Here is a 23,279-nt window from a genome sequence, read left to right on the forward strand (position 1 = left end):
TTAGGAGATGTGTACATGTTTAAGAAGAGTATTATTTTATTATTCGTGGCTGTTTTAACGTTATCACTTGCAGCATGTGGCAAAGGCGATAGTGAAAAGTCATCTGATCATAAAGGTAAATTAGAAGTTAAGACGACAGTTTATCCATTAAAATCATTTGCACAACAAATCGGTGGTAAATATGTTGATGTTGAATCAGTTTATCCAAACGGAGTAGACCCACATACATATGACCCAAGTCAAAAACAAATGGTTGATATCGGCAAATCAGATTTATTCGTATACACAGGTGACAATTTAGATCCTGTAGCTAAGAAAATTGCCAAAGCAATTAATGACAAAGATAAAACATTATCTTTAGAAGCAGCATTAGACAAAAATAGTGACTTATTAAAAGGTGAAGAACATGAACATGAGCATGAACATGGTGAAGAACATGACCATGATCATGGCGAAGAGCACGAACATCATCACCATGGTAAATATGACCCACATATTTGGTTAGATCCTGTCATTAGCCAAAAATTTGCTAAAGAAATTAAAGATGAATTAGTTAAGAAAGATAGTGAACATAAAGATTACTATGAAGATAACTATAAAAAATTAGTTAAAGACTTAAAAGGCATCGATAAAGATATGAAACAAGCAGTTAAAGGTAATGAAGGTAAAACAGTTTATATCTCACATGATTCTATCGGTTACTTAGCAGATAGATACAATTTCAAACAAGAAGGTATTCAAAATATGAATGCTGAAGAACCTAGCCAAAAAGATTTAACAAACATTGTTAAACAAATTAAAGAAGATAAAGTCAAATATATCTTAGCTGAAGAAAATGTATCGAACAAAGTTGCAGAGACAGTGAGAAAAGAAACAGATGCAAAAACAATCAAATTCTACAATATGGGCTCACATACGAAACAACAAGATGACGACAAAAATACGTATCAATCATTTATGAAAGAGAACGTTAAAGCAATTGAAAAAGCCCTTAAAAATGAATAATATGATTTAAAAAATAAGGTGACAGACCTTCGTGTATAGATCTCATGACAAGCGTCATGAGGTCTTTTTAAATAAATTAGAAAACTTCTTTTGACAGAAGAAAATATCTCTGATACTTTAAAGTAGAACGACTATTCTATTTTTAAATGAGTGATAATGATGTCGAAGAAGAAAAAAGATTTATTAGAAGTTGCCGAGCGACTGTTTTATGAATATGGATTCAATGGTGTAGGTTTAAAGCAAATTATACAGGAAGCCAACGTGGCAACGATGACTTTATATAATCATTTCGAATCAAAAGAGCATCTTGTTGAAGAAGTATTAAAACAGCGTGAAGAACGCTATTGGCAGTATTTAGATAGTTATGTAAGTAATCATCCAGAGCAACCCTTTATTAGTGCGGTCAAAGCACATTGTAAATGGTTGAAAGATTACTCGTATATGGGTGATTTATTTCTACGTGCGATAGAAGATTATGCAGATACAGATAATAACATTGAAGAAATCGCAAGAGGACATAAAAAGCGATTATTAGAATATTTAGAACAACTAGCGATCAGTAGTGGATTGAAGAATGCGCATGATCTTGCGAGTCGATATACGTTGCTTATGGAAGGAGCGACGTCAATGACGACACTTATCGGTGTTGAAGAAGCATCTAGTCATGCCTTATATATCGCACAGTTATTTATAGAGGAAGCTGTCGCAGAGTAAATCTGCAACAATACATCGAGTGTGGGACAAAAGTATTATTTTTTCTAAAATTTATTTCGATATCCCGCTCCTAGCTTGTAGAATTTCTTGATGAAATTTTCTTTGCTTGGGCCCTGCCGGCAAGGTTGACCAAATTAAAAGAAGCTTGTTACAAGCGCATTTTTAATTACGTCAACTACTGTCAACATATATTTGGAGCTTGAGATATCGATTTTTGTCCCAGACTCGTCTTTTAAACGATAAAAGTATAATGAACGTTCTATATAAAAGGGAGATTGAACAATGAAGTTTTCTAAAATTGTCTTACCAGGTATCGCGATGATTGCAACAAGCTATGGACTTGGGCGCTTTAGTTTTGGTTTATTTTTACCGAGTATTTCAAATGATTTAAACTTAAACGCGACACAAGCGGGGCTCATCTCATCGCTGTTTTATTTAGCATATTGCTTCACAATTATTTATGCTACTTTAAAAACAGACCGCGTTGGACCGAAACTTATGATTTTATTTGCAGGGTTATCGGTCTTAATAGGTCTCATGTTAATTAGTGTGTCTCATGCGGCATTGTTACTTGCAATCGCAGTTATATTCGCCGGGGGAAGTACAGGTTTAGTTTCACCACCATATGGCTACGCGATTTCACTATGGGTCAAATGGCATGAGCAAGGTAAAGCAAATACGTGGATTAATTCAGGGACAAGTTTAGGTCTCATGTTTACTGGTGTAACTGCGATGCTCCCGTTTTTAAATTGGAGAATGACCTATTTAATATATAGTGTTATTGCGATTATTGTCATTATTTGGAACTATTATGCGATTCCATCATTAAACAAAGAATTGAAGATCGAAACAGGGTCTTTCAACATTAGAGACGTCAGTACGAGTAAAAAGATTATTGTTGCCTCAACAGTATTGGGATTTTCAACAGCGCCATTTTGGACATTTTCTAAGTCCTTCGTAGAGAGTATTGGTACATATTCCAATGTTAGTCTCTCTGTGTTTTGGATTTTAATTGGTGTCTTCGGTATGGTAGGTGGCATGTCTGGTGCTATGATTGATCGTTATGGTTTACGTTCTGCTTACATGATTGGTGTCATCTTTCTATCTCTTGCCTCCATTGTATTAGCATTCACATATCATTTATGGATGATTCCATTTATCGCTTCATCTTTATTTGGAGCAAGTTATATATTTATAACAGGTGTGCTATTAGTTTGGGGCGTTAAAGTCTTCTTGAAAAATGCCTCCCTAGGCATCGGCATTCCGTTCTTAATGTTAGCAGTAGGACAAGTATTAGGTTCTGTAGTGGCTGGTTCTTTAATAGATCAATTTAACTATACTATGACATTTCTTATTTATGGTTTGATTGGTATGATTCCGTTATTTATTTATCCAAAAGTCAATGTAAAACCTATGAAAGTAGATGAATCTGAGGACTATACGAAAGTACAACTTAAAAATAAAGATGTGCTGAATATTGAAGACTAAGCGGTAAGTCTTACCTCCCTTTAGTAAGAAGAACATAGAAATGGCTATACATCCATGTTATGGTGTTAATGTATTCGAAGCGTGTCGTGTCCCGCTCCTTATATTGTTTATAAATAGGAATAAATTGTTGTTCATTCAAAAGAAAACAATTCTATTTATATAAATTTAATATTTATTAAAAATTAAAACACTTTAATTATTAATATTGTGGTGCGAGTCAAATAAGTTATATAATAAGTTAAAATAAAAGTTAATTAATTTGATACTTGAAGAAAGCAGGGACGAGTATAGTGAACAAAGGGGTAGCATTAAAGAAATATTCACACATATTAATTGTCATCCTAATGACAGTGGTATTATCTTTTCTGTTTCAATTAAATGATGCATATGCATCTACTAAAAGTAAGGATTTAAGTGTTCAACCAACATCTCAACAGCACAACCCAGTCAAAGGGGCTAAAGGTAACGTTGCAACGACTCAAGCTAAAGTGCAAACACAGCCTAAGGTAATTAATCGCAATCAAGTGACTAAAGTACCTTCTAAACAATCACATGTGGTAATGCATCGTACGACAGCACAAATTTCATCGCAAAACGTTTCAAAACAAAATCAACCAACTAAGGTTAACAAAAAAGTTGTCTCAACAAATACAAAACCACAAAATGCATCAAAAGTAACGCGTACACAATCTGCGAAGCCACAGTTATTAGCACAAACTACCAAAACGAAAAGTAAACCAATTACGAATGTGGCAGTTGTAAGTAAGACTAAAACTGCGAAACCAAGTGCGCAAACAACAGTCAAAGCGTCTAAAAAAACATCATCAACGGCGAAAAAGAATTACTATAATCAAGCGCCTAAGCGTTGGCCATCTAATGTGCCTGGTGGTGATAATGTACGCGACTTCGGCCAAACGACGAAAGAATCCGGTATTGACGACGCTTTAAAAATAATGAAGAAATCGGGCAACAAAGGCGTAACCATTGAGCACGCTAAAGCGAAAGATGCCAATATCGCAACGGTATATAACTGGAACCCAACCGCAAAACAATTAACATATGGCACTGGTACAGCAATTGGAAAGCATACGATTCTAACTGCGAATCATGTTGTTAATGATCAAAGTGCGCATAAACCTTTAACACCGTCACAACCACAAAATATGCGTATCAACATATTACAAGAGGGATCTAAAATTGTGCGTACACTTGAAGTCTTTGGTGTTCAAATGCTGCAATATGGTGATGTTTCTCTAGTGTATACGTATGAAGATATTTCAAAGTATATGAAGATAAGAAAGATTGCATCAGAAAATTCGATTAAATCTATGAAAGCAAACACACCTATTCACATGTACCACTATGGTAAGCCGACTGGTAAATATAAAAATGATCCTGCCGGCACAATGTATCATTCAAAAGGGAAATACACGATGACTGCACGTAATGTGAACCCGATTGGCTATTATCAAATGATGGCAGAACCAGGCTCTTCTGGTGGGGCAGTCTTGAATAGTAAGAATGAAGTGATTGGTATTCATGCTTTCCGATTAAACTCAGGTGATTATAAAAAATACAATTTAAATACGATGGCAGAAATCAGAGGCAAATTACGCAAAGAAATTATGGATAATATTGTGTAACAATCTGATTGCGACAATGAGCGGGATGACAGAAGTTAAAGCTAGTCAATATCCTGCTCTTTTTATAGTTACTTGAAGTTATGCGTCATAGCATAAAGGAGAGTTGTGGTTCAAACGAATATGACTGTTTTAGGGATGTTTTAATGAAAAAGTGTCGTCCATTACAAGGAAGGTAGACTGCGGTCACTAACAGGTAAGCCTAACCTCAACATTGGATTTTACTTAAATGCATCACTAAAATGACGTAGTATAGACACTGATTGTCATATGATCAATGCCTATACTACGTCGCATGTTAAATATTAAATTACTTTTTAGCCAAATACTTCACGGCTACCTCTTTGTAGATATCGATGTATTTAAGGTACATCTCTTTTTCAATATATTCATCGACTTGATGGGCCATAATTGTAATTCCTGGACCGACAATTGCAAGATCTACATTATTTGGATTATCACCTAGAAGACTAGATGCATCCGTAGTACCTATAAATGCTGCGACAAATACATCATCCTTATTCACATAATGTGGTGCAACGTCTGTAATCACTTTGATTAAGGTGTTGTCTTTATCACTTGTTACAGGACGATGGTCACTTACAACTTCAAATGACAATGCATCGCGATTTACTTCGTCAATCGTTTGCTGGAATAATGTTTTAACAAAGTCATTATTATACTCAGGTACAGGCCGTACATTGTATTCAATTGAGGCCTCTTCAGGTACAGAGTTGAATTGTTTACCACCTTTAATAACTGAACCGAGCATGGTAAAGCCAGATGCAAAATTTTCCGCTTCCTCACTTAATGTGCCTTTCATAAATTTATTTACCATAGGTGCGACATCCAACGCATGTTGCAGGTCATGTTGTTTAATATCCGCATACTTTGAATTTAACTGATTGATAAATTGTACAAGTGTGTTAATTGCGTTGTCTCCTAGAAATGGCATTGAACTGTGGGCAGCGACACCTGTGGCCGTCACTTTACATGCCATAGAACCTTTATGTGCATAGAAGACACCGTTATCTGTTGGTTCCCCGATGATTAAGCCATCAAGATCATCTAAATACCCTGCTTTCGCAAATAATTTGGCACCTGCCTGTTCTTTTTCCTCTCCAGTCGTCGCCAGCAAACGGATGGTTCCCTTTGGTAGCGCGTCAGACATTTTTAATTCAATCAGTGTAATCACCATTCCCATCAAGGCGCCTTTCATATCTGTTGTACCACGTCCATATAATTTGCCGTCTTGTTCAGTGAGTTCAAATGGTGGGTAAGTCCATTTCTCATGATTTCCGGCATCAACAACATCCATATGACCACTCATTGCTAATATCGGAGAACCACTACCGATTTCAGCGACTAAATTTGCTCTCGTCTCGCTCACTTTTAATATTTTAGATGGTATTTCGTAGCGTGCTAATACGTTTTGTAAATAACGACAAACGTCTATTTCGTGATCATTTTCTGACTGAATTTCAATAATATCTGCTAGTAACTCAATTTTATCTTCTTCTTTAAAAGTCCACATATGTATCCCAACCTTAAATTTAATATTAGTATTATGTATACATAAAGTGTAATTTATAAACATAATAATGAATATTCATCCTAATATATTTTATAAAATTGCATGTTAAATGATATAGTTATCAAAAAAGGGTTACATTCGTAATAGTTAATGTAATATACTATCGAAGTTGTGAACAAATGATGAATGTTACATATTTATTTTTATATGATTTAAAATAATGTGATTGATTTATTTGTTCGATACTTTAAAATCAAGATTAAAATTTGAAAAAGAGAAAGTTTTATGAGGGATAAGAATTATGGGTGAGAGAGAAATGATAACACCTAGAACATTTATATTTAATGTATTAAATGGTGTTGCTTTAGCAATTGTAGTAGGTATGATTCCAAACGCAATTTTAGGGGAGTTAAGCAAATACTTAGGTCAGTATAATGATATATTTACGAAAATCGCCTTTGTAACGCAAGGTATTCAATATTCAATTCCAATTTTGACAGGTATATTGATTGCGGCACAATTTGGCTTAACACAATTACAAACCGCCGTAACAGGGGCAGCTGCTTTTGTGGGGTCTGGTGCATCGACATTTGTAGATAACAAGTGGGTCATTGTTGGCATAGGTGATTTAATTAATACGATGATTACTGCTTCCATTGCGGTAGGCATTATTTTATTAATTGGCAATAAACTGGGTAGTTTAAATATGATTGTGTTGCCTATCGTTGGTGGTGCGGTGGCTGGATTACTTGGATTATTAATCTTGCCATATACTAAATTGATTACATTAGGATTAGGAGATGTTATCAATGGTTTAACGAATACACAACCTATTATCATGACGGTATTGATTGCAATGATATTCTCTATCTTAATCGTCTCTCCGATATCATCTATCGGTATAGGTTTGGCAATTGGAATCTCAGGATTAGCCGCTGGTTCGGCTGCAGTGGGTGTTTCAGCAAGTGCAATAATGCTTGCAGTTGGTAGCTGGCGTGTGAATAAACCAGGTGTTCCGATTACAGTATTACTTGGCGCAGTGAAATTAATGATGCCGACGCTGATTCGCCATCCAATGATGATGGTACCAATTATTTGTACAGCAGGTGTTTCAGGTTTTGTTGGTGGCTTGTTAAATATTAAAGGTACGCCAGATTCAGCAGGTTTCGGATTGATTGGTCTTGTAGGACCTATTAAATCATTAAATTTATTAGATATGGGTACAACGAGTGGCTTATTGATTATCGCCATTACGTACATCATTGTGCCGTTAATTTCGGCACTGTTTTTCCATTATTTATTTACAAAAGTATTAAAACTCTATGATCCTAATATCTTTAAATATAAAGTTTAAGCCAAATATTAAACATAAATTGTCAAAAAGATAACTCATGTAGGTAATTTAATATTTTGATACGTATTTGACTAACATTTAAGATAGGTATATGATGATTAAAAATTAATATTGAATTTAAGGACAAGAACTTTATGGTCAATTCACAGAGAGGGAATAAGTGCTGAGATATTCCTAAATTTAAAATAAAGTTTACTACCTTTATATACATTACATGGAAACATGTAACGTTTCATACGCGTTAAAGTATGACTAAAGTGCCATCTCTTGAATGAGATGGAATGTTGGGTGGAACCACGGGTATTCAAGACTCGTCCCTTTTATAGGGACGGGTTTTTTATTTTATATAAATGTTTAAGGAGAGATGTATCATGTCTAATCAACAAATTCATATTCAATTTCCAGATGGAAGTAAAAAAGCGTATCAAGCAGGTGTTCTAGCTAAAGAGGTAGCCCAATCTATTAGCCAATCTTTATATAAAGAAGCGGTCGTTTGCCGTGTGAATGACCGTTTAGTTGATTTGACCCATCCTCTCCAAGCGGATAGTGAACTCACATTCTACACTCTTAAAGATCAAGAAGGTTTAAATGTGATGCGCCATTCTGCGGCACATGTCTTAGCACAAGCACTTACTCGTTTATATCCTGACGTAAAATTAACAATTGGTCCTGTCATTGAAAATGGCTTTTACTATGATATTGATTTAGATGAATCGATTAGTGAAGCAGACTTAAATAAAATTGAAAAAGAAATGAAGAAAATTCATAGTGAAAATTTAAAATTTGAACGACAAGATTTAAGTTATGCAGAAGCTAAAAACATTTTTAAAGATAATCCTTATAAGTTGGAATTGATTGAAGAACATAAAGATGATCAGCTTTCACTGTATCAACAAGGAGAATTTATAGATTTATGTGTTGGTCCACATGTACCAAGTACGAAATTTGTAAATCATTTCAAGTTAACAAAAGTGTCTGGTGCATACTGGCGTGGCGATAGTGACAACAAAATGTTGCAACGTATTTACGGTGTAGCATTTAGTTCTAAAGATCAACTTGATGACTATTTTGAGTTTTTAAGAGAAGCAGATGAACGCAATCATAGACGTTTAGGAAAACAATTAAAATTATTTATGTTCTCTGAAGAAGCACCAGGTATGCCATTCTATCTTTCAAATGGTCAATTTATTCGAAATCAAATGGAAAGTTTCTTAAGAGAAGTGCAATTGAAACATGATTACGATGAAGTAAGAACACCGTTAATGATGAATAAACGACTATGGGAAGAGTCAGGACACTGGGATCATTATCATGAAAACATGTACTTCACTAAAGTAGATGAAAATGATTATGCATTGAAACCAATGAATTGCCCGGGACATATGTTAATTTTCAAAAATGAATTAAGATCTTATAAAGACTTACCGCTTCGAATTGCTGAATTCGGTCAAGTACATCGTCATGAATTTAGTGGTGCGTTGAATGGTTTACTACGCGTGAGAACGTTCTGCCAAGATGATGCGCATATCTTTATTATGAAATCTCAAATCAAATCAGAAGTACAAGAAATTCTGAAGTTAATTGACTATATCTATTCAGTCTTTGGCTTTGACTATAGTATTGAACTATCAACACGACCAGACGATTATCTAGGTGAAATTGATTTGTGGAATGAAGCGGAACAGTCATTGGCACATGTGTTGGATGACCTTGGTTTGGCATATTCAATTAATGAAGGCGATGGTGCCTTCTATGGTCCTAAAATTGACGTACATATTAAAGATGCATTAAATCGTAGTCACCAATGTGCAACAGTACAATTAGACTTCCAAATGCCAGAAAAGTTTGATTTAACTTATATCAATGAACAGAATGAGAAAGCACGTCCAGTGGTATTACACAGAGCAGTCTTCGGCTCTTTAGACCGCTTCTTCGGTATCTTGATAGAACACTTCAAAGGTGCCTTCCCATTATGGATGGCACCTGTACAAGTGAATTTAATCGGCGTATCAGATAATAATGATGACTACGTCCGTAAAGTTGCAGACACATTAAGAAACGAGAATATTCGCGTCGCTATAGACGACCGAGATGAAAAGTTAGGCAAGAAAATTAGAGAAAGCCAAATGAATAAAATTCCATACACATTAGTATTAGGTGACGATGAACAACAACATCAAACTGTGTCATCAAGAAAGTACGCACATCACGATAACGAAACAATGGATATTCAAACATTCGTTGAAAAACTAAAACATGAAATTGAAAGCAAAGCCTTATTAGTTTAATGATATAATCTGAACTCAACCAAGCCTATCAGAGTGCATATCTCTGATAGGTTTTTTATTATTTACTATTCAATATAAAATATTAAAATTGTAGAATAATTATATAATGTATTAAAATAATAAAAATACTAAATGATTAAGGGTTATAAAGATGATTAAGCTAACAGATTTTATACAGACACCAAATGTAAGTAAAACTAAAATTAAATTCAATATGAATGCTGGAGATATTAATAAGCGTGCATGGGACTTTTTGTTAGAAGATAGTGAAGATTGGATAGTTATGAATGCATGGAAAACGAAACAAAATAACAATAACCTCAATACGGCAGACTACTTAATAGCCCTAGCTCAATATTATCCATATGGGCCAGAATATTTCGTTTTTGGTGGTATTTATAAGGTTGAAAAGATCAATCCAGAAGTATTTAACCAAGTTGGGTACAAACTAACATTACTTGATGATTATAAAGAATATCGAAAAAGGCTCATTATTAAAATACAAAAACCTATCGGTAGAGATGTATATAATCGTCGCTATTCAACTGTACAGGAACAATTAAATCCAGAAGTTTATGAAATAGCACCAAATGTTAAATTAGGACATTTTAAAGGGTATCAACACGTTTGTTTAAAGCATAAAGAATTACAACAGATTATAGATAGAAATGAACCAAGTTGGAAAGATGCATTAAGTCATGTTAAAGGCGTTTATGTTATTACTGATTTAGAAACGGGACAACTCTATATTGGATCAGCGTCAGGCAATACTGATGGAATTTGGCAACGATGGTCGAACTATGCACATTTAAATAATTTAACCGGTGGCAATAAAGAATTTCTAACTATTTTAAATGAAAAGGGTAGAGAATATATTATTCAGCACTTTCAATACGCTATCCTAGAAATATTTGATACAAAGACAAAGTCCAATACAATAATTGAAAGAGAGAATTATTGGAAAACAGTATTGGATACCAAAAAGCATGGTATGAATCATAATTGATTTTAGAGATTAAATTGATTGTTTGTGAAATTTATAACAAATCAAACAAGGCGTTTGTATATGAAATCCATTGAAACATTGAAGTCTTATCACTTGCTAGAAAGGTATTTTAAAAAGTGATGCGTTTAAAGGAAAAATGGCATTAAGAGTGTACCCACCGTGGGAGACAGAATTAAATCAAACGGCAACGAAGACACAAGCATGGCAGTGTGCATATTTTAATGAGATAACGCATGAATAAATACCCAATCTACGTTTTACAGTAACAAATAATTTTATAAATAAATGGAGAGAATACATGGACGGTATTATTGCACTCATTCAAATGTTAGTCGTCGTACCTTATTCCATATTTTTACTGGCTGTGTTTATGTATTGTATATGGAAGTGCGTGTTTTTCGTAAATGATTTAATTAGATTATTGTTGAGAAACAAATTAAGACAAGATGTGTCTGAGGACTTGTCTTTTGTCATATTATTTTTCTCTATCATTTTTGGAACATTGCTTTTTATCATTCCTTTTTATATTGTTGTCCAAGTAATAGGCAACGTATTCCAATATGTTTTACTGATTTTCGGAATTTGTATCATTATAAAAAAACTGAAAAGATAAATATCTTTGATTGACAGCATGCTATTGAGTTAGCGTGCTATTTTTTTGATTTTTTCATTGATTGCATGTTTAAAACGATTTGATTTATATTTTTTTGAAGTTATATAAATTACTATTGTATAATAAGTGTTGATTGCGATTTTTTTGAGAATTCAAATATAAAACAATCGTAGTTTAGTATGAAAAAGGGAGAATACAAATGAGGGTTTATACATCGATTATTTTCTGGATGAGGACAATCGCCTGTTTAAGTGTTGTCATGATACATACAATAACAACGACCTTTTATAAATTCGATATGCCAAATGAAGGCTACTTGTTAAGAATCTTTCAATTGTTATTGTTATACGCAACACCGATGTTTGTTTTTATTTCAGAATTCTTGTTAGCTAAGCAGTATAAAACGAAAGTTAAAGATGGCTTCTTTAAGCAAAAGTTACTAACGTTAGGTATTCCATATATCATCATTAATTTAGGACTTGCTTATGTTTATGGACATCCTAAGAATTTTGAAGATTACATGGATTCTGTAGTCTTTATGATGTTTCGTGGTGGAACATTAACCTATTTTATTGTAATCATTTTTCAGTTTTATTTATTACATACATTATTTGCTAAATATTTGGTCAAACTTAATCCCATCAAATTAATTATTTATTCACTGATGATTACTTCTTTATTCTGGGCTATGAGAAATTTCATTCCCGCACCAGAATCAATTTATTTTAATTGGTTATGGCAAAGAGAAGGTTGGATGATCTTTGTTGGCTGGTTGAGTTACTTCCTATTAGGTTTCTATATGGGTTATCACTATGAAAAATTAATGAGTAACATTCAAAAATATACAGTCCATATTGTGAGTGGGACAATCATCGTTACTATATTTGTCATTTTTAATTACTTGTTTGGCATTTTAACTTTAGTTGATTCTAAACGCTTTGATACACCTATTTATGTGACATTAGTCATTTTACTATTCTTTTTAATTGCATCTTATTTCAAGTATGTTCCAAGATTTATTATTTTCATAAGTAATTATTCATTTTCAATTTATTTAATTCATTACTTCTTCGTGCATCGATTAGGAGCACTACATGATCATCCGTTATTAAACATATTATTTACGTTTACGTTAACCGTGACATTCTCAATATGTATCGCCTACGTTATGAACTTAAGTAAATTTGGTAAGTATATTGTTGGTGGCATAGGGAAGATGAAATATGAAACGTACTATCAAAGTTATAAACAAAATTTAGTTGATTAAAAAGTGGGGGATAATGATGGCTAAAGTAGTTTCAATTATTATATCTGTGTATAATAAAGAACATTTTTTAAAAAAGTGTATAGAGTCATTAATTGATTTAAAGATAGACAAAAGCACGATTGAAGCAATATTTGTAGATGATTGTTCGACGGATCAATCGGTTGACATTATCAAGGCATATGAAAAGGAATATGACTTTATAAAGTTAATTCAATTACCTGAAAATACAGGTAGTCCTTCTGAACCTAGAAATATTGGAATGAGAGAAGCACAAGGCAAGTATATTACGTTACTTGATGCGGATGATTGGTTGGATAAGGACGGCTTCCCACAAGTAATTGAGAAAGTGAATGCAGATGATGCTGATTTTGGCCTGGGTCAAAGTTACAAACATACGTCAAAAAACGTGGCATATCATTCCTTTTTCACTAGCTATAAAGACGCGTCTCATTTAAAACCACAAGATATTAGTAAACTCTTTAGAGCAGTAGGGCCACCAGGAAAAGTATTTAAACGAAGCTTAGTTATGGAAAATCATATTGAATTTGAGCATATGAAATATGGTGAAGATAAATTATTTTCTTCCAACTATTTTCTAAAGTGGAAAAGATTACAATGTCGACAAAACCTATGTATCACGTGAATCGCTATGATGAAAACAAATCGTTAGTACAACAAACATCAATGTTAGATAAAGCAAGCTTGAATTTAGCGATTCTAGATAGAACGTGTCGAATGGACATGCCTACACAACTTAAACATATGGCTTTATCAAGAATGGTCGAAGTAGACTTTATCTCGAGATTCCTTCGTACGAAGACATTTATTAAATCTATGGATAAACAGGCATTTTATGCTGTATTTGATAAAGTCGAACAAACATTAAATGCGCATGGTATTGATATCAACACTTTGATTACGAATCCAGTATTTAAGCAGATTTATACGTTATACCATCATGCAGATGAATCGGTATTTATTCAATTTACGAAAGATGTCGTATATAACCAATGGCGTTATATCATTCAAGATGGCATGGTCTTCAGAGATTTCGTTCATCCATACGACATGATTCAAGCAACTGCTGTTGATTGCTATCCAGTCTACGAAGGAACACAAATGGTAGAAGACAAGAAATATGAAGTCATTCACGTCATGAAACCAGATGATATCAGCATTAGTTCGGTGAGTATGGTTGAAATCAACAATGCATTTAATGAATATGAAGTGGCGTACCAATTTAATGACAATAGACTTTATATTGCACATGATGAATTTAAAAAGTTAGATAGCAACATCGATGTTAATTTTAATGTGAAGTATGGTGAATCAGGACAATCATTAGTATATGCCTCATATCCTAGTTTCAATGATGTCTATAAAATGAAACGTCAAAGTTTTAAAGTTGAATTCATTCATAAAGAAAACGAAAACCAAGCGCAACAATCAACAGATATAGCGCATAAATATTTCACTAAAGTCATGAATCCTATGATGACCTTGAAAAAAATTAAAGTATACAAAGACTTATCTTTTAATGAACAAATCGATAGTTTAGAAGCCGGTGCTAGAGTAGACGTATCAGATGTTCAATATACATCGAATGGTACACCGCGTCTGATATTAAAAGATGGTAGCGTTATAACAGCGAATAAAGACTTTATTACCTTGATTAACACAGCAGGTTTAGAACAGTATATTACTAAGGTGCCTAAAACTGTGAAAATTATAAAAGCTTGTAAATTGTATGACTCACGTAATTTCAAAGATAATGTAGTAGGTAAACTTAAAAAAGAAGATGTACTGACTATTAAAGACATTATTTATACTAAGAACGCAACACCAAGACTCGTAACACAAGAAGGGCTATTCTTAACAGCAAATAAGGATTTTATTGAGATAATCAAATAATACGACATTTATTTATGACTTAGGATTCATTAGTTCCAAAGATGGACATCGAATGACGTTGTGTGCGGGGCCCCAGCAAAGAGATTTTCAACAAGAAAATCTACAAGCAAAGCAAGCTAGGGTTGATGAACGTAAGTGCTCACACACTTAAGTAAGTAGTTCTAAAATGGGTAATGGAACGTAGTTGAGCGACGCCTGAGGGAGCAGGATGAGTGTCGAGACCAAGGCTCGACCCAGCCCCCTAGGCAAGCGTCTCAACTTAAGTGAAATGAAGATCCATTTAAGAACTACTTTAGAGACAGCACCCCAGGAACGCGAAGCAACTTATGTGAGTGATTATCCATCCAAGAGCTGCTTTAGGATCTAGATGTTAACTAAGCATATAAAAAATAATAAGCCAATAAATGAATTCCTAAAAATTCATTTACTGGCTATTTTAATAGGAGGATGATAATAATATTAATTTAATTTCTTAATTGCGTTGTTTTAATTAAGTCTATTCCATGCTTCCATGGATTGTTTCGATATTGTGTTTCATCATTTTATAATATGAATCACCTTTAGAGCCTTTTTCTCCGATTGAATCGGTAAAGACTTCTCCGTAAATCTGCTTACCAGTTTCCTCAGATAAGCTATACATAGATTTTTTATCTACACTTGTTTCAACTAATAAATGTTTGATGTGATTGTCTTTAACAAACTTGATAGCTTGTTTCATTTGTGACGGTGTACCTTGTTTCTCAGTATTGATTTCCCAAATATAGCCTGGCTTGATATCAAAGGCTTTTGAGAAGTATTTGAAGGCACCTTCACTTGTAATCATAGCACGTTCTTGTTTTGGAATATCATTGAATTTATCTTTACTGTCTTTGTTTAACTTTTCAAGTTCAGCAAGATAAGCATCACCTTGTTTGTGATAGTCTGCTTTATGTGAGGCATCTGCTTTCACAAGTTGTTCTTGAATATTCTTAACGTATTGAATACCATTATCCAAACTTAACCATGCATGTGGATCAATCTTGTCCTTATTACCTGTTTCACCATTTAAATAAATAGGATTAACGCCTTTAGACACCGCGAAGACTGACTTATCATCTGTAGATTTGCCAGCTTGTTCTAAAGCTTTTTCAAACCAACCGTTACCAGATTCTAAATTGAAACCATTGTAGAAGATAACATCTGCATCAGTAAGTTGTTTAATATCTTTCGGTTTCACTTCGTATTCATGCGGGTCTTGTCCTACAGGTACGATACTATGGACGTCTACCTTGTCACCACCGACTTGTTTGACCATGTCATAAATAATGGAATTGGTTGTGACAACCTTCAATTTGTCATGATTTTTAGAATGTTGGTCACTAGAATTTGAACTACACGCTGCTAGAACTAGAATCAATGCAATAAGTAATGGAATAAATTTTTTCATGTTGTGTGTACACCTCTATACTTTGTTTTTAATTTTGAAAAGAGAAGGGTCAAGATATATATACTAAATGTTGCAATGACAATCGTTGCCCCACTTGGAAGATTGTAAATAAAGCTAAAGTACAATCCGACAATCGAACTTACTACGCCAATCAAACTTGCTACAATCATCATTGAATAAAGATTCTTTGTGATTAAAAAGGCAGTCGATGCCGGTGTAACAAGTAATGCGACGACTAGGATAATGCCAACAGTTTGAATACTAGCAACGGTGACTAAGGCGAGTAAGAGCATTACAAAATAATGAATGACTGTAGTATTCAACCCACTTACGCGACTGAATGTTGGATCAAACGTTGAAATCATTAATGGTCGATACAATATGACAATCAGTAACATCACGATGGCACCAATAATAAGGGTTGTCCAAAATGTTTGTCGGGTAATCGCGAGTAAGTTACCAAATAAAATATGATGTAAATCTGTCGTGCTGTTTATCAGACTAATAATGATGACACCCGTTGCGAGAAATGCAGTGAAACTGATGCCAATCGCTGCATCTGGCTTTGTTTTACTATTATTTGAAATGTATCCAATTAATAAACTTGCAATCATGCCAGTGACTAATGCGCCGATGAACATCGGAATATTGAATAAGAATGACAACGCCACACCAGGTAAAACGGCATGACTCATCGCATCTCCCATCAACGATAATCCACGAAGGATGATTAAACTTCCGACAGTCCCACAAACCACGCCCACTATAATAGATGTAATTAAAGCGCGATTTAAGAACTGATAATCAAATAAATGTTGAATGAAATCAGTCATTTGCTATGTCACTCCCTTCATTAAACGTAGAAGTCACATTAAATAAAAATGTGCGATTGAGATATTGGGGCTGCATTGCTTGATGACTAGAACCAAAGAATCTAACTGTACGATTCAGTAAAAGAATACGGTCGAAATAGTCTTCTGCTTTAGATAAATCATGGTGCACGATAAGAATAAGCTTACCTTGCGCCTTTAATTGACGAAGTTTCTCCATAATAAGTTGCTCACTATTAAAATCGATGCCTACAAACGGTTCGTCTAATAAATAAACTGTACTATCAGACATCAATGCTCTTGCTACAAGAACACGTTGCAATTGACCGCCACTGAGCTCGGAAATTTGTTTGTATTGCAACGCTTCTAAATCTAAGTCTCTTAATAGTTTTTGAAATTTTGTTTTAGACGCATGATCGACACGTTTGAACCAGCCAATGGTTTGATAGCAGCCAGATAGAATGACTTTCTCAACATTGATTGGGAAGTCTAAGTCTAATTGCGCTTTTTGAGGAATGTATGTAATGTATTGCAATTGTTTATGTATGGATTTGCCATATAAATACATCTCGCCACTAGCGTTAAACGTTCCGATCAAGCTTTTTAGCAATGAAGACTTACCCGCACCGTTGGGCCCCATGATGCCAATGATTTCTCCTGATATTGGAATCTTTAAAGAAATATCTTTCAGCACATGTTTATGATTTAAATGCAAATTCATGTTGTTAATTTCTATCAACAAACTACCTCCTAAATAAAAGTTTAGGTTAACCTAATTTATTTCATAATAACTTCCGAAAATAGAGCGTGTCAAGTCGTGATAGTTAATAAAAGTGTGGAAAGAGTATTAATTCATTTCGGTAAATAAGTTCTAGAGTGAGCGTTAATCATTGATATGGCTACATTTGATTATCATTAGTTTGATTGACAATTAAAAATTTAAATGTAAAATATAAAACGTAATAATTACGATTTATAAAAAGAAAGGTATGATTTTATGGGCAAGATACCTGTAACGGTATTGAGTGGTTATCTTGGATCAGGTAAGACAACATTACTTAACCACATTTTAAATAATCGTGAAGGCCGTCGAATTGCGGTTATTGTGAATGATATGAGTGAGGTAAATATTGATAAAGACTTAGTTGCTGATGGGGGCGGGTTATCTCGAACAGATGAAAAATTAGTCGAATTATCTAATGGTTGTATTTGCTGTACGTTAAGAGATGATTTATTACAAGAAGTTGAGCGTCTAGTAGAAAAAGGAAATATTGATTATATTGTGATTGAATCTACAGGGATATCTGAACCGGTACCTGTTGCACAAACCTTCTCTTATATTGACGATGCATTAGGTATTGATTTAACTTCTATTTGTCGATTAGATACAATGGTAACTGTTGTAGATGCGAACCGATTTATTAATGACATTAATTCTGAAGATTTACTTGTAGATCGTGATCAAGGTGCAGACCAAACAGATGAACGCTCAATTGCCGATTTACTCATTGATCAAGTCGAATTCTGTGATGTGTTAGTGATCAATAAGACGGATTTAGTTACCGAAGCGGAATTAACAAAATTAGAAAACATCTTAAGAAAATTACAACCGGATGCTAAATTAATCAAAACGACAAATTCCGAAGTGGATATCAATGATGTGTTAAATACAGGTCGCTTTGATTTTGAACAAGCAAGTAATTCTGCAGGTTGGATAAAAGAATTAACTGAAGGTGGTCACGCTGAACATACACCTGAGACAGAAGAGTATGGGATTGGATCATTTGTCTATTCAAGACGTTTACCGTTTCACGCGAAACGTTTCAATGATTGGTTAGAACAAATGCCTAATAACATTGTTCGTGCAAAAGGGATTGTTTGGTTAGCACAATATAATCAAGTTGCATGCTTATTATCTCAAGCAGGTTCATCTTGTAATATTAGTCCGGTAACGTATTGGGTAGCTGCAATGTCGCCAGAACAACGAGAACAAATTCTTAATCAACGACCAGATGTTGCCGAAAGTTGGGATATCGAATATGGTGACAGAAATACACAATTTGTAATTATCGGTACAGAATTAGATCAAGAACAAATTGTAAAGGAATTAGATCAATGCTTAGTAAATAGCGATGAAATTGGTAGTGATTGGAATCAATTAGAAGATCCATATCAATGGCAAATTCGAAAAGCTTAATATCATACCATCGTTCCAGTAGTTAATGTTTGAAAGACAACGTGGCTTAGGATGGACGATAACACCTCGTAGATTGCGTGGAATAATCAAAACGCCCGTTACGAGGTGTCTTTTTTATGGCATCATCCATTGAATATAGTGATGATTTAAATTTATTGAATATTTTGAACAAATAGATGTTAAATTTATGTATAATAGCTAGTAAACACATAATAGGAGAGATGTAACACATGATGAAACAGAAACTTTCAATCAAAGAAAATATATTTATTGGTTCGATGTTGTTTGGTTTATTCTTTGGTGCAGGAAATTTAATCTTTCCTATTCATCTTGGACAAACAGCAGGTGCCAATGTTTGGCTTGCTAATTTAGGATTCTTAATTACAGCGATTGGGTTACCTTTCCTAGGTATCGTAGCCATCGGTATCTCTAAAACGAATGGCGTTTTCGATATTTCATCTAGAGTGAGTAAAGGCTATGCATATGCATTTACAATTGCCCTATATTTAGTAATTGGACCGTTTTTTGCGTTACCAAGACTTGCAACAACATCGTATGAAATTGCATTTTCACCATTTATTTCGGCAAGCACTGGAAAGTTAGTGTTACCGATATTCAGTATTTTATTCTTTCTAATAGCATGGTTTTTCTCTAGGAAGCCATCTAAAATTTTAGATTACATAGGCAAATTCTTAAATCCAGTATTTCTAGTATTGCTAGGTATCGTAGTTGTCTTAGCGTTTATTAAACCTATGGGTGGTATTAGTCATGCGCCAATAAGTGCAAACTATAGTAATAGCGTCTTATTGAAAGGCTTTATTGACGGCTATAATACACTAGACGCACTCGCATCACTCGCATTCGGGATTATCATTGTGACAACGATTAAGAAATTAGGTATTACCAATCCGAATGGGATTGCTAAAGAAACGTTTAAGTCAGGATTTATAAGTATCGTAGGAATGGGCGTGATTTACACGTTACTTGCTTTAATGGGTACGATGAGTTTAGGCCATTTTAAAGTGAGTGAAAATGGTGGTATCGCACTTGCTCAAATCGCGCAACACTATCTTGGAGATTATGGCATTATCATCTTATCGCTAATTATTATTGTGGCATGTTTGAAGACGGCGATTGGTTTAATAACTGCCTTTTCAGAAACATTCACAGAACTATTCCCGAAAATGAATTACCTTTGGTTGGCAACAGGTGTCGCACTACTTGCCTGTATCTTCGCGAATGTCGGATTAACTAAGATCATTATGTATTCAACACCTGTACTTATGTTTATCTATCCATTAGCGATTACACTTATTTTATTAACACTTGTCAGCCCATTATTTAATCATTCGACAATTGTTTATAAATTTACAACGTTCTTTACTATGTTTGCAGCATTCTTTGACGGCATCAATGCAAGTCCAGAATTCTTTGCGAAAACATCATTCGCACAAGCATTCATTGGCTTTGCCGAACACTATTTACCATTCTTTACAATTGGCATGGGCTGGATCGTTCCAGCAATTATAGGATTTATTATAGGACTAATCGTTTATTCAATTCGTTCTCGTAGACATACACAAACACAATAAATATGCAGTTATAAGCTGTGAGCCTGGGACATCGATCAATGTCCCGCGCCCATAGCTTATTTTTTTGCGTTCATTCATGACTTTAAAAAATTCTTATTGTGTAAATGTACATAGTGTAGTACTATTTAAAACGTAATTATTACGATTTGAAGTAAGCGAGGAGAATGAAATGACTAAGACTTATGACGTTTGGTGGCAAAAAGGTCAAGAATCAGATGATGATATGGCACGAGACCATCAAGAAGCTTGGGAGAGAACGATAGAAATGCTTGATACATCTGACATCGAAGGGAAAACGATTTTAGATGTGGGATGTAATCAAGGCGGATTTTTACGACAATTATACGATACAACTCCGTTTAAAGAAGGTGTTGGCATCGATTTAGCACGTTTATCTTTGGAAAAGGCAGAGACATTAAAAGGACAACGTCCACTTACATACTATTTAACAGATAAACCACAAGAAACGAAGCACCTATTTGATACGGCTGTAAGTACGTCTGTCTTGTACTTAATAGAGGATATTCCGCAACATGCGAAAGATTTAAAAGAGGTATTGAAACCAGGTGGCGTTTATTACGCTTCATTCGCGGATTTAACTCATAACCCGAGTCGTCAGTTTATGGATGATACGATTAATCAATATGGTGCCACACCGTCTCAAAATCACTCTCTAAAACATATCGTTGATAGCTTTGTGGATGCAGGATTTGAAGTTGCAGTGATGAAAGAGCCTGTACCTGACGTCATTGATTTAACACATTATAGCGATTTTTATTTATCACCAAATGATTATTTACAAACATTATATGAAGAATCATTTTTAATCAAAGCAAGAGTGAAAGAAGGTACTGAGAAATGAAGAAACGTATATTAATGACAGTAGCAGCAAGTGCTACGCTCTTATTAGCAGGTTGTGGCAATGGTCAAAAAGAAGATAAAGATGTTACGGTATCGCTACCTACCGAAGCAAAGGCGGATAAACTTGACGCGCAAGGCTATGATGCAGCGATGCCCGTTTATAGTGCAGTGTATGATGCATTAGTTAAATACGACAAAGATAAGGGCGTTAAAGCAGGTTTAGCAGATAAATGGCGCGTGGATGAATCAGGGAAAGTTTATGAATTCCATTTGAAAAAGAACGTTAAATTCTCAGATGGTTCAGCATTAGATGCTAAGGCCGTGAAATTCTCAATTGATCGTGCGAAAGCGATGAATAAAGATACGACTGTAGAAACGTTAAAAAAATTAGATAAGGTCGTTGTTAAAAATGATCACGTGGTCCAAATTAGATTGAAATCTCCATCAAATCAAGTGTTAAATGAATTAACACAAGTGAGACCGTTGCGTATTATGAGTCCACATTCAGTAGAAGATGGTAAAGTAAACGGTAAATTTGAAAAAGCGATTGGAACAGGTGCATTTGTTGTTGATAAAACTGGTAAAGAAAAAACGACAATGAAGCCAAATAAATATTTCGACAATGGTCACCCAGTCAATTATCATCTTGCATTCCAAACGATTGAAGATGGGGACTCAAGAAATTCTGCAGTACAAAGTGGTTCTGTAGATATTTCTGGTGGTGCTTTAGGTATGCTCTCAGATGAACAAATCAAACAAGATAAGAAAAATAAGAACTTAACGATTGAAGATAGACCTAGCACAGTAAGTCACTTTATGGCATTTAACCCTAAAAATGATGTATTAAATCATCGCGCAATTCGTGAAGCGATAAGTAAGAGCATCGATGCGAAAGACATTGCGGGCAAATCGGTAAATGGTTTGTTCCAGAAGAACGTACAATTTGTGACTAAAGATAATCAACAGCCACACGATTATGATATGAAAGCGGCTGAAAGATTACTTAAATCAGAAGGCTATCATAAAAACGATGACGGCATCTTTGAAAAGAATGGCAAACCTTTATCATTTAACTTAGTCATTCAAACTGCAGAGTTCCCAAGTTGGAAAGATAAAGCAGAAAAAGTGCAACGTCAGCTTAAACAAGCCGGTATTAAGTTAAATGTGAAGACGTTAGATTCACAATCATACTATGATACATTATGGACGAAAAAAGACTATGATTTGATTTTCTATAGAACATATTCAGATGCATTAATGCCTTACAACTTTATGAGTTCAGTGTTTAAAAATAATGATGGTCAACCAGGGGTGTTAGCTGATGATGAAACATTAACGCAACAGCTAGACGATTTCCCATCAACCGTATCAAAAGAAGACCAACAGTGTTCGTTTGATGACATATTTAAACACTTTAATCAACAATACTATGGTGTGCCAATTGCTTATCCAAATGAGACGTTTGTAGTGAGTGATAAAGTAAAACAATTCAAATTCTCTGGACTTACGGATGCACCAATTGATTATAAAGTGTTGAAAGTTAATGAATAACA

At 34.3% G+C, this 23,279-nt stretch carries 19 protein-coding genes; 15 read left to right on the forward strand and 4 right to left on the reverse strand.

What is annotated here, in order from left to right:
• Window positions 1–15: 15 nt before the first annotated feature.
• From KA909_RS10625 to KA909_RS10640, 4 genes are all read left to right on the forward strand, one after another.
• The gene (locus KA909_RS10625; RefSeq protein ID WP_193839901.1) at window positions 16–1,005 is read left to right on the forward strand and encodes a metal ABC transporter solute-binding protein, Zn/Mn family; all 990 of its coding nucleotides are present in this window, start codon (window positions 16–18) and stop codon (window positions 1,003–1,005) included.
• A gap of 159 nt (window positions 1,006–1,164) precedes the next feature.
• Window positions 1,165–1,719, forward strand: a complete 555-nt coding sequence (locus KA909_RS10630; protein WP_193838676.1) for a TetR/AcrR family transcriptional regulator — start codon at window positions 1,165–1,167, stop codon at window positions 1,717–1,719.
• A 282-nt stretch (window positions 1,720–2,001) separates the two neighbouring features.
• Window positions 2,002–3,207 carry an MFS transporter gene (locus KA909_RS10635; protein WP_193838677.1) on the forward strand — a complete coding sequence of 402 codons (1,206 nt, stop codon included), beginning with the start codon at window positions 2,002–2,004 and terminating at the stop codon, window positions 3,205–3,207.
• 290 nt (window positions 3,208–3,497) lie between these two features.
• Complete coding sequence (locus tag KA909_RS10640; protein WP_481906438.1) at window positions 3,498–4,850, forward strand: trypsin-like peptidase domain-containing protein; 1,353 nt, start codon at window positions 3,498–3,500, stop codon at window positions 4,848–4,850.
• 307 nt (window positions 4,851–5,157) lie between these two features.
• Here KA909_RS10640 and KA909_RS10645 read toward each other — a convergent pair whose 3' ends face one another.
• On the reverse strand, window positions 5,158–6,381 hold the full coding sequence (locus tag KA909_RS10645; RefSeq protein WP_193838678.1) for an ArgE/DapE family deacylase: 1,224 nt from the start codon (window positions 6,379–6,381) through the stop codon (window positions 5,158–5,160).
• Between the two features lie 301 nt (window positions 6,382–6,682).
• Between KA909_RS10645 and KA909_RS10650 the strand changes: the two genes are divergently transcribed.
• From KA909_RS10650 to KA909_RS10675, 7 genes are all read left to right on the forward strand, one after another.
• On the forward strand, window positions 6,683–7,735 hold the full coding sequence (locus tag KA909_RS10650) for a PTS sugar transporter subunit IIC (RefSeq protein WP_053030192.1): 1,053 nt from the start codon (window positions 6,683–6,685) through the stop codon (window positions 7,733–7,735).
• Between the two features lie 371 nt (window positions 7,736–8,106).
• The gene (gene thrS, locus KA909_RS10655) at window positions 8,107–10,023 is read left to right on the forward strand and encodes a threonine--tRNA ligase (protein WP_210130190.1); all 1,917 of its coding nucleotides are present in this window, start codon (window positions 8,107–8,109) and stop codon (window positions 10,021–10,023) included.
• Window positions 10,024–10,174: 151 nt separating this feature from the next.
• Entirely contained in the window at window positions 10,175–11,029 is an 855-nt protein-coding gene (locus tag KA909_RS10660) for a GIY-YIG nuclease family protein (RefSeq protein WP_193838679.1), read from the forward strand.
• Window positions 11,030–11,135: 106 nt separating this feature from the next.
• Entirely contained in the window at window positions 11,136–11,270 is a 135-nt protein-coding gene (locus tag KA909_RS10665; protein ID WP_312883989.1) for a MepB family protein, read from the forward strand.
• A gap of 571 nt (window positions 11,271–11,841) precedes the next feature.
• Window positions 11,842–12,909: an acyltransferase family protein gene (locus KA909_RS10670; protein ID WP_193838680.1), complete on the forward strand. Its 1,068-nt coding sequence runs from the start codon at window positions 11,842–11,844 to the stop codon at window positions 12,907–12,909.
• A gap of 16 nt (window positions 12,910–12,925) precedes the next feature.
• Window positions 12,926–13,552, forward strand: coding sequence for a glycosyltransferase family 2 protein (locus tag KA909_RS13560; protein ID WP_245339379.1), 627 nt, complete (start codon window positions 12,926–12,928; stop codon window positions 13,550–13,552).
• Window positions 13,525–14,820, forward strand: coding sequence for a DUF5776 domain-containing protein (locus KA909_RS10675; protein WP_245339381.1), 1,296 nt, complete (start codon window positions 13,525–13,527; stop codon window positions 14,818–14,820). The genes KA909_RS13560 and KA909_RS10675 overlap by 28 nt, the downstream gene beginning before the upstream one ends.
• A gap of 496 nt (window positions 14,821–15,316) precedes the next feature.
• On the opposite strand, the gene mntC is transcribed toward KA909_RS10675, so the two are convergent.
• The 3 genes from mntC to KA909_RS10690 are packed head-to-tail and all read right to left on the reverse strand — an operon-like array spanning window position 15,317 to window position 17,815.
• The gene (gene mntC, locus KA909_RS10680; protein WP_193838682.1) at window positions 15,317–16,246 is read right to left on the reverse strand and encodes a manganese ABC transporter substrate-binding lipoprotein MntC; all 930 of its coding nucleotides are present in this window, start codon (window positions 16,244–16,246) and stop codon (window positions 15,317–15,319) included.
• A complete protein-coding gene (locus KA909_RS10685; protein ID WP_053030184.1) occupies window positions 16,243–17,079 on the reverse strand; it encodes a metal ABC transporter permease in 837 nt (278 codons plus the stop codon). The genes mntC and KA909_RS10685 overlap by 4 nt, the downstream gene beginning before the upstream one ends.
• Window positions 17,072–17,815 (reverse strand): metal ABC transporter ATP-binding protein, encoded by a 744-nt coding sequence (locus KA909_RS10690; protein WP_193838683.1) that lies wholly within the window; start codon window positions 17,813–17,815, stop codon window positions 17,072–17,074. Before KA909_RS10690 ends, KA909_RS10685 begins: the two co-directional genes overlap by 8 nt.
• Window positions 17,816–18,073: 258 nt before the next feature.
• Between KA909_RS10690 and KA909_RS10695 the strand changes: the two genes are divergently transcribed.
• The 4 genes from KA909_RS10695 to KA909_RS10710 all read left to right on the forward strand — a co-directional run bounded on the left by KA909_RS10695 (window position 18,074) and on the right by KA909_RS10710 (window position 23,277).
• Window positions 18,074–19,273 (forward strand): GTP-binding protein, encoded by a 1,200-nt coding sequence (locus KA909_RS10695; protein ID WP_193838684.1) that lies wholly within the window; start codon window positions 18,074–18,076, stop codon window positions 19,271–19,273.
• Between the two features lie 230 nt (window positions 19,274–19,503).
• Window positions 19,504–20,865: a branched-chain amino acid transport system II carrier protein gene (gene brnQ / locus KA909_RS10700; RefSeq protein WP_193838685.1), complete on the forward strand. Its 1,362-nt coding sequence runs from the start codon at window positions 19,504–19,506 to the stop codon at window positions 20,863–20,865.
• 169 nt (window positions 20,866–21,034) lie between these two features.
• On the forward strand, window positions 21,035–21,727 hold the full coding sequence (locus tag KA909_RS10705) for a class I SAM-dependent methyltransferase (protein ID WP_193838686.1): 693 nt from the start codon (window positions 21,035–21,037) through the stop codon (window positions 21,725–21,727).
• Window positions 21,724–23,277 (forward strand): ABC transporter substrate-binding protein, encoded by a 1,554-nt coding sequence (locus KA909_RS10710; protein ID WP_210130191.1) that lies wholly within the window; start codon window positions 21,724–21,726, stop codon window positions 23,275–23,277. The genes KA909_RS10705 and KA909_RS10710 overlap by 4 nt, the downstream gene beginning before the upstream one ends.
• Window positions 23,278–23,279: the final 2 nt, after the last annotated feature.

The sequence above is a fragment of the Staphylococcus sp. GDX8P54P genome (assembly GCF_017893165.1).
Lineage (GTDB): Bacteria > Bacillota > Bacilli > Staphylococcales > Staphylococcaceae > Staphylococcus > Staphylococcus borealis.

Coding starts and splice junctions, on each gene's coding strand:
- KA909_RS10630 (WP_193838676.1), top strand. CDS start 1,165: ATGTCGAAGAAGAAAAAAGATTTATTAGAAGTTGCCGAGCGACTGTTT.
- KA909_RS10670 (WP_193838680.1), top strand. CDS start 11,842: ATGAGGGTTTATACATCGATTATTTTCTGGATGAGGACAATCGCCTGT.
- KA909_RS10675 (WP_245339381.1), top strand. CDS start 13,525: ATGTCGACAAAACCTATGTATCACGTGAATCGCTATGATGAAAACAAA.
- brnQ (WP_193838685.1), top strand. CDS start 19,504: ATGATGAAACAGAAACTTTCAATCAAAGAAAATATATTTATTGGTTCG.
- KA909_RS10650 (WP_053030192.1), top strand. CDS start 6,683: ATGGGTGAGAGAGAAATGATAACACCTAGAACATTTATATTTAATGTA.
- KA909_RS10710 (WP_210130191.1), top strand. CDS start 21,724: ATGAAGAAACGTATATTAATGACAGTAGCAGCAAGTGCTACGCTCTTA.
- KA909_RS13560 (WP_245339379.1), top strand. CDS start 12,926: ATGGCTAAAGTAGTTTCAATTATTATATCTGTGTATAATAAAGAACAT.
- KA909_RS10660 (WP_193838679.1), top strand. CDS start 10,175: ATGATTAAGCTAACAGATTTTATACAGACACCAAATGTAAGTAAAACT.
- KA909_RS10685 (WP_053030184.1), bottom strand. CDS start 17,079: ATGACTGATTTCATTCAACATTTATTTGATTATCAGTTCTTAAATCGC.
- thrS (WP_210130190.1), top strand. CDS start 8,107: ATGTCTAATCAACAAATTCATATTCAATTTCCAGATGGAAGTAAAAAA.
- KA909_RS10705 (WP_193838686.1), top strand. CDS start 21,035: ATGACTAAGACTTATGACGTTTGGTGGCAAAAAGGTCAAGAATCAGAT.
- KA909_RS10635 (WP_193838677.1), top strand. CDS start 2,002: ATGAAGTTTTCTAAAATTGTCTTACCAGGTATCGCGATGATTGCAACA.
- KA909_RS10695 (WP_193838684.1), top strand. CDS start 18,074: ATGGGCAAGATACCTGTAACGGTATTGAGTGGTTATCTTGGATCAGGT.
- KA909_RS10625 (WP_193839901.1), top strand. CDS start 16: ATGTTTAAGAAGAGTATTATTTTATTATTCGTGGCTGTTTTAACGTTA.
- KA909_RS10645 (WP_193838678.1), bottom strand. CDS start 6,381: ATGTGGACTTTTAAAGAAGAAGATAAAATTGAGTTACTAGCAGATATT.
- mntC (WP_193838682.1), bottom strand. CDS start 16,246: ATGAAAAAATTTATTCCATTACTTATTGCATTGATTCTAGTTCTAGCA.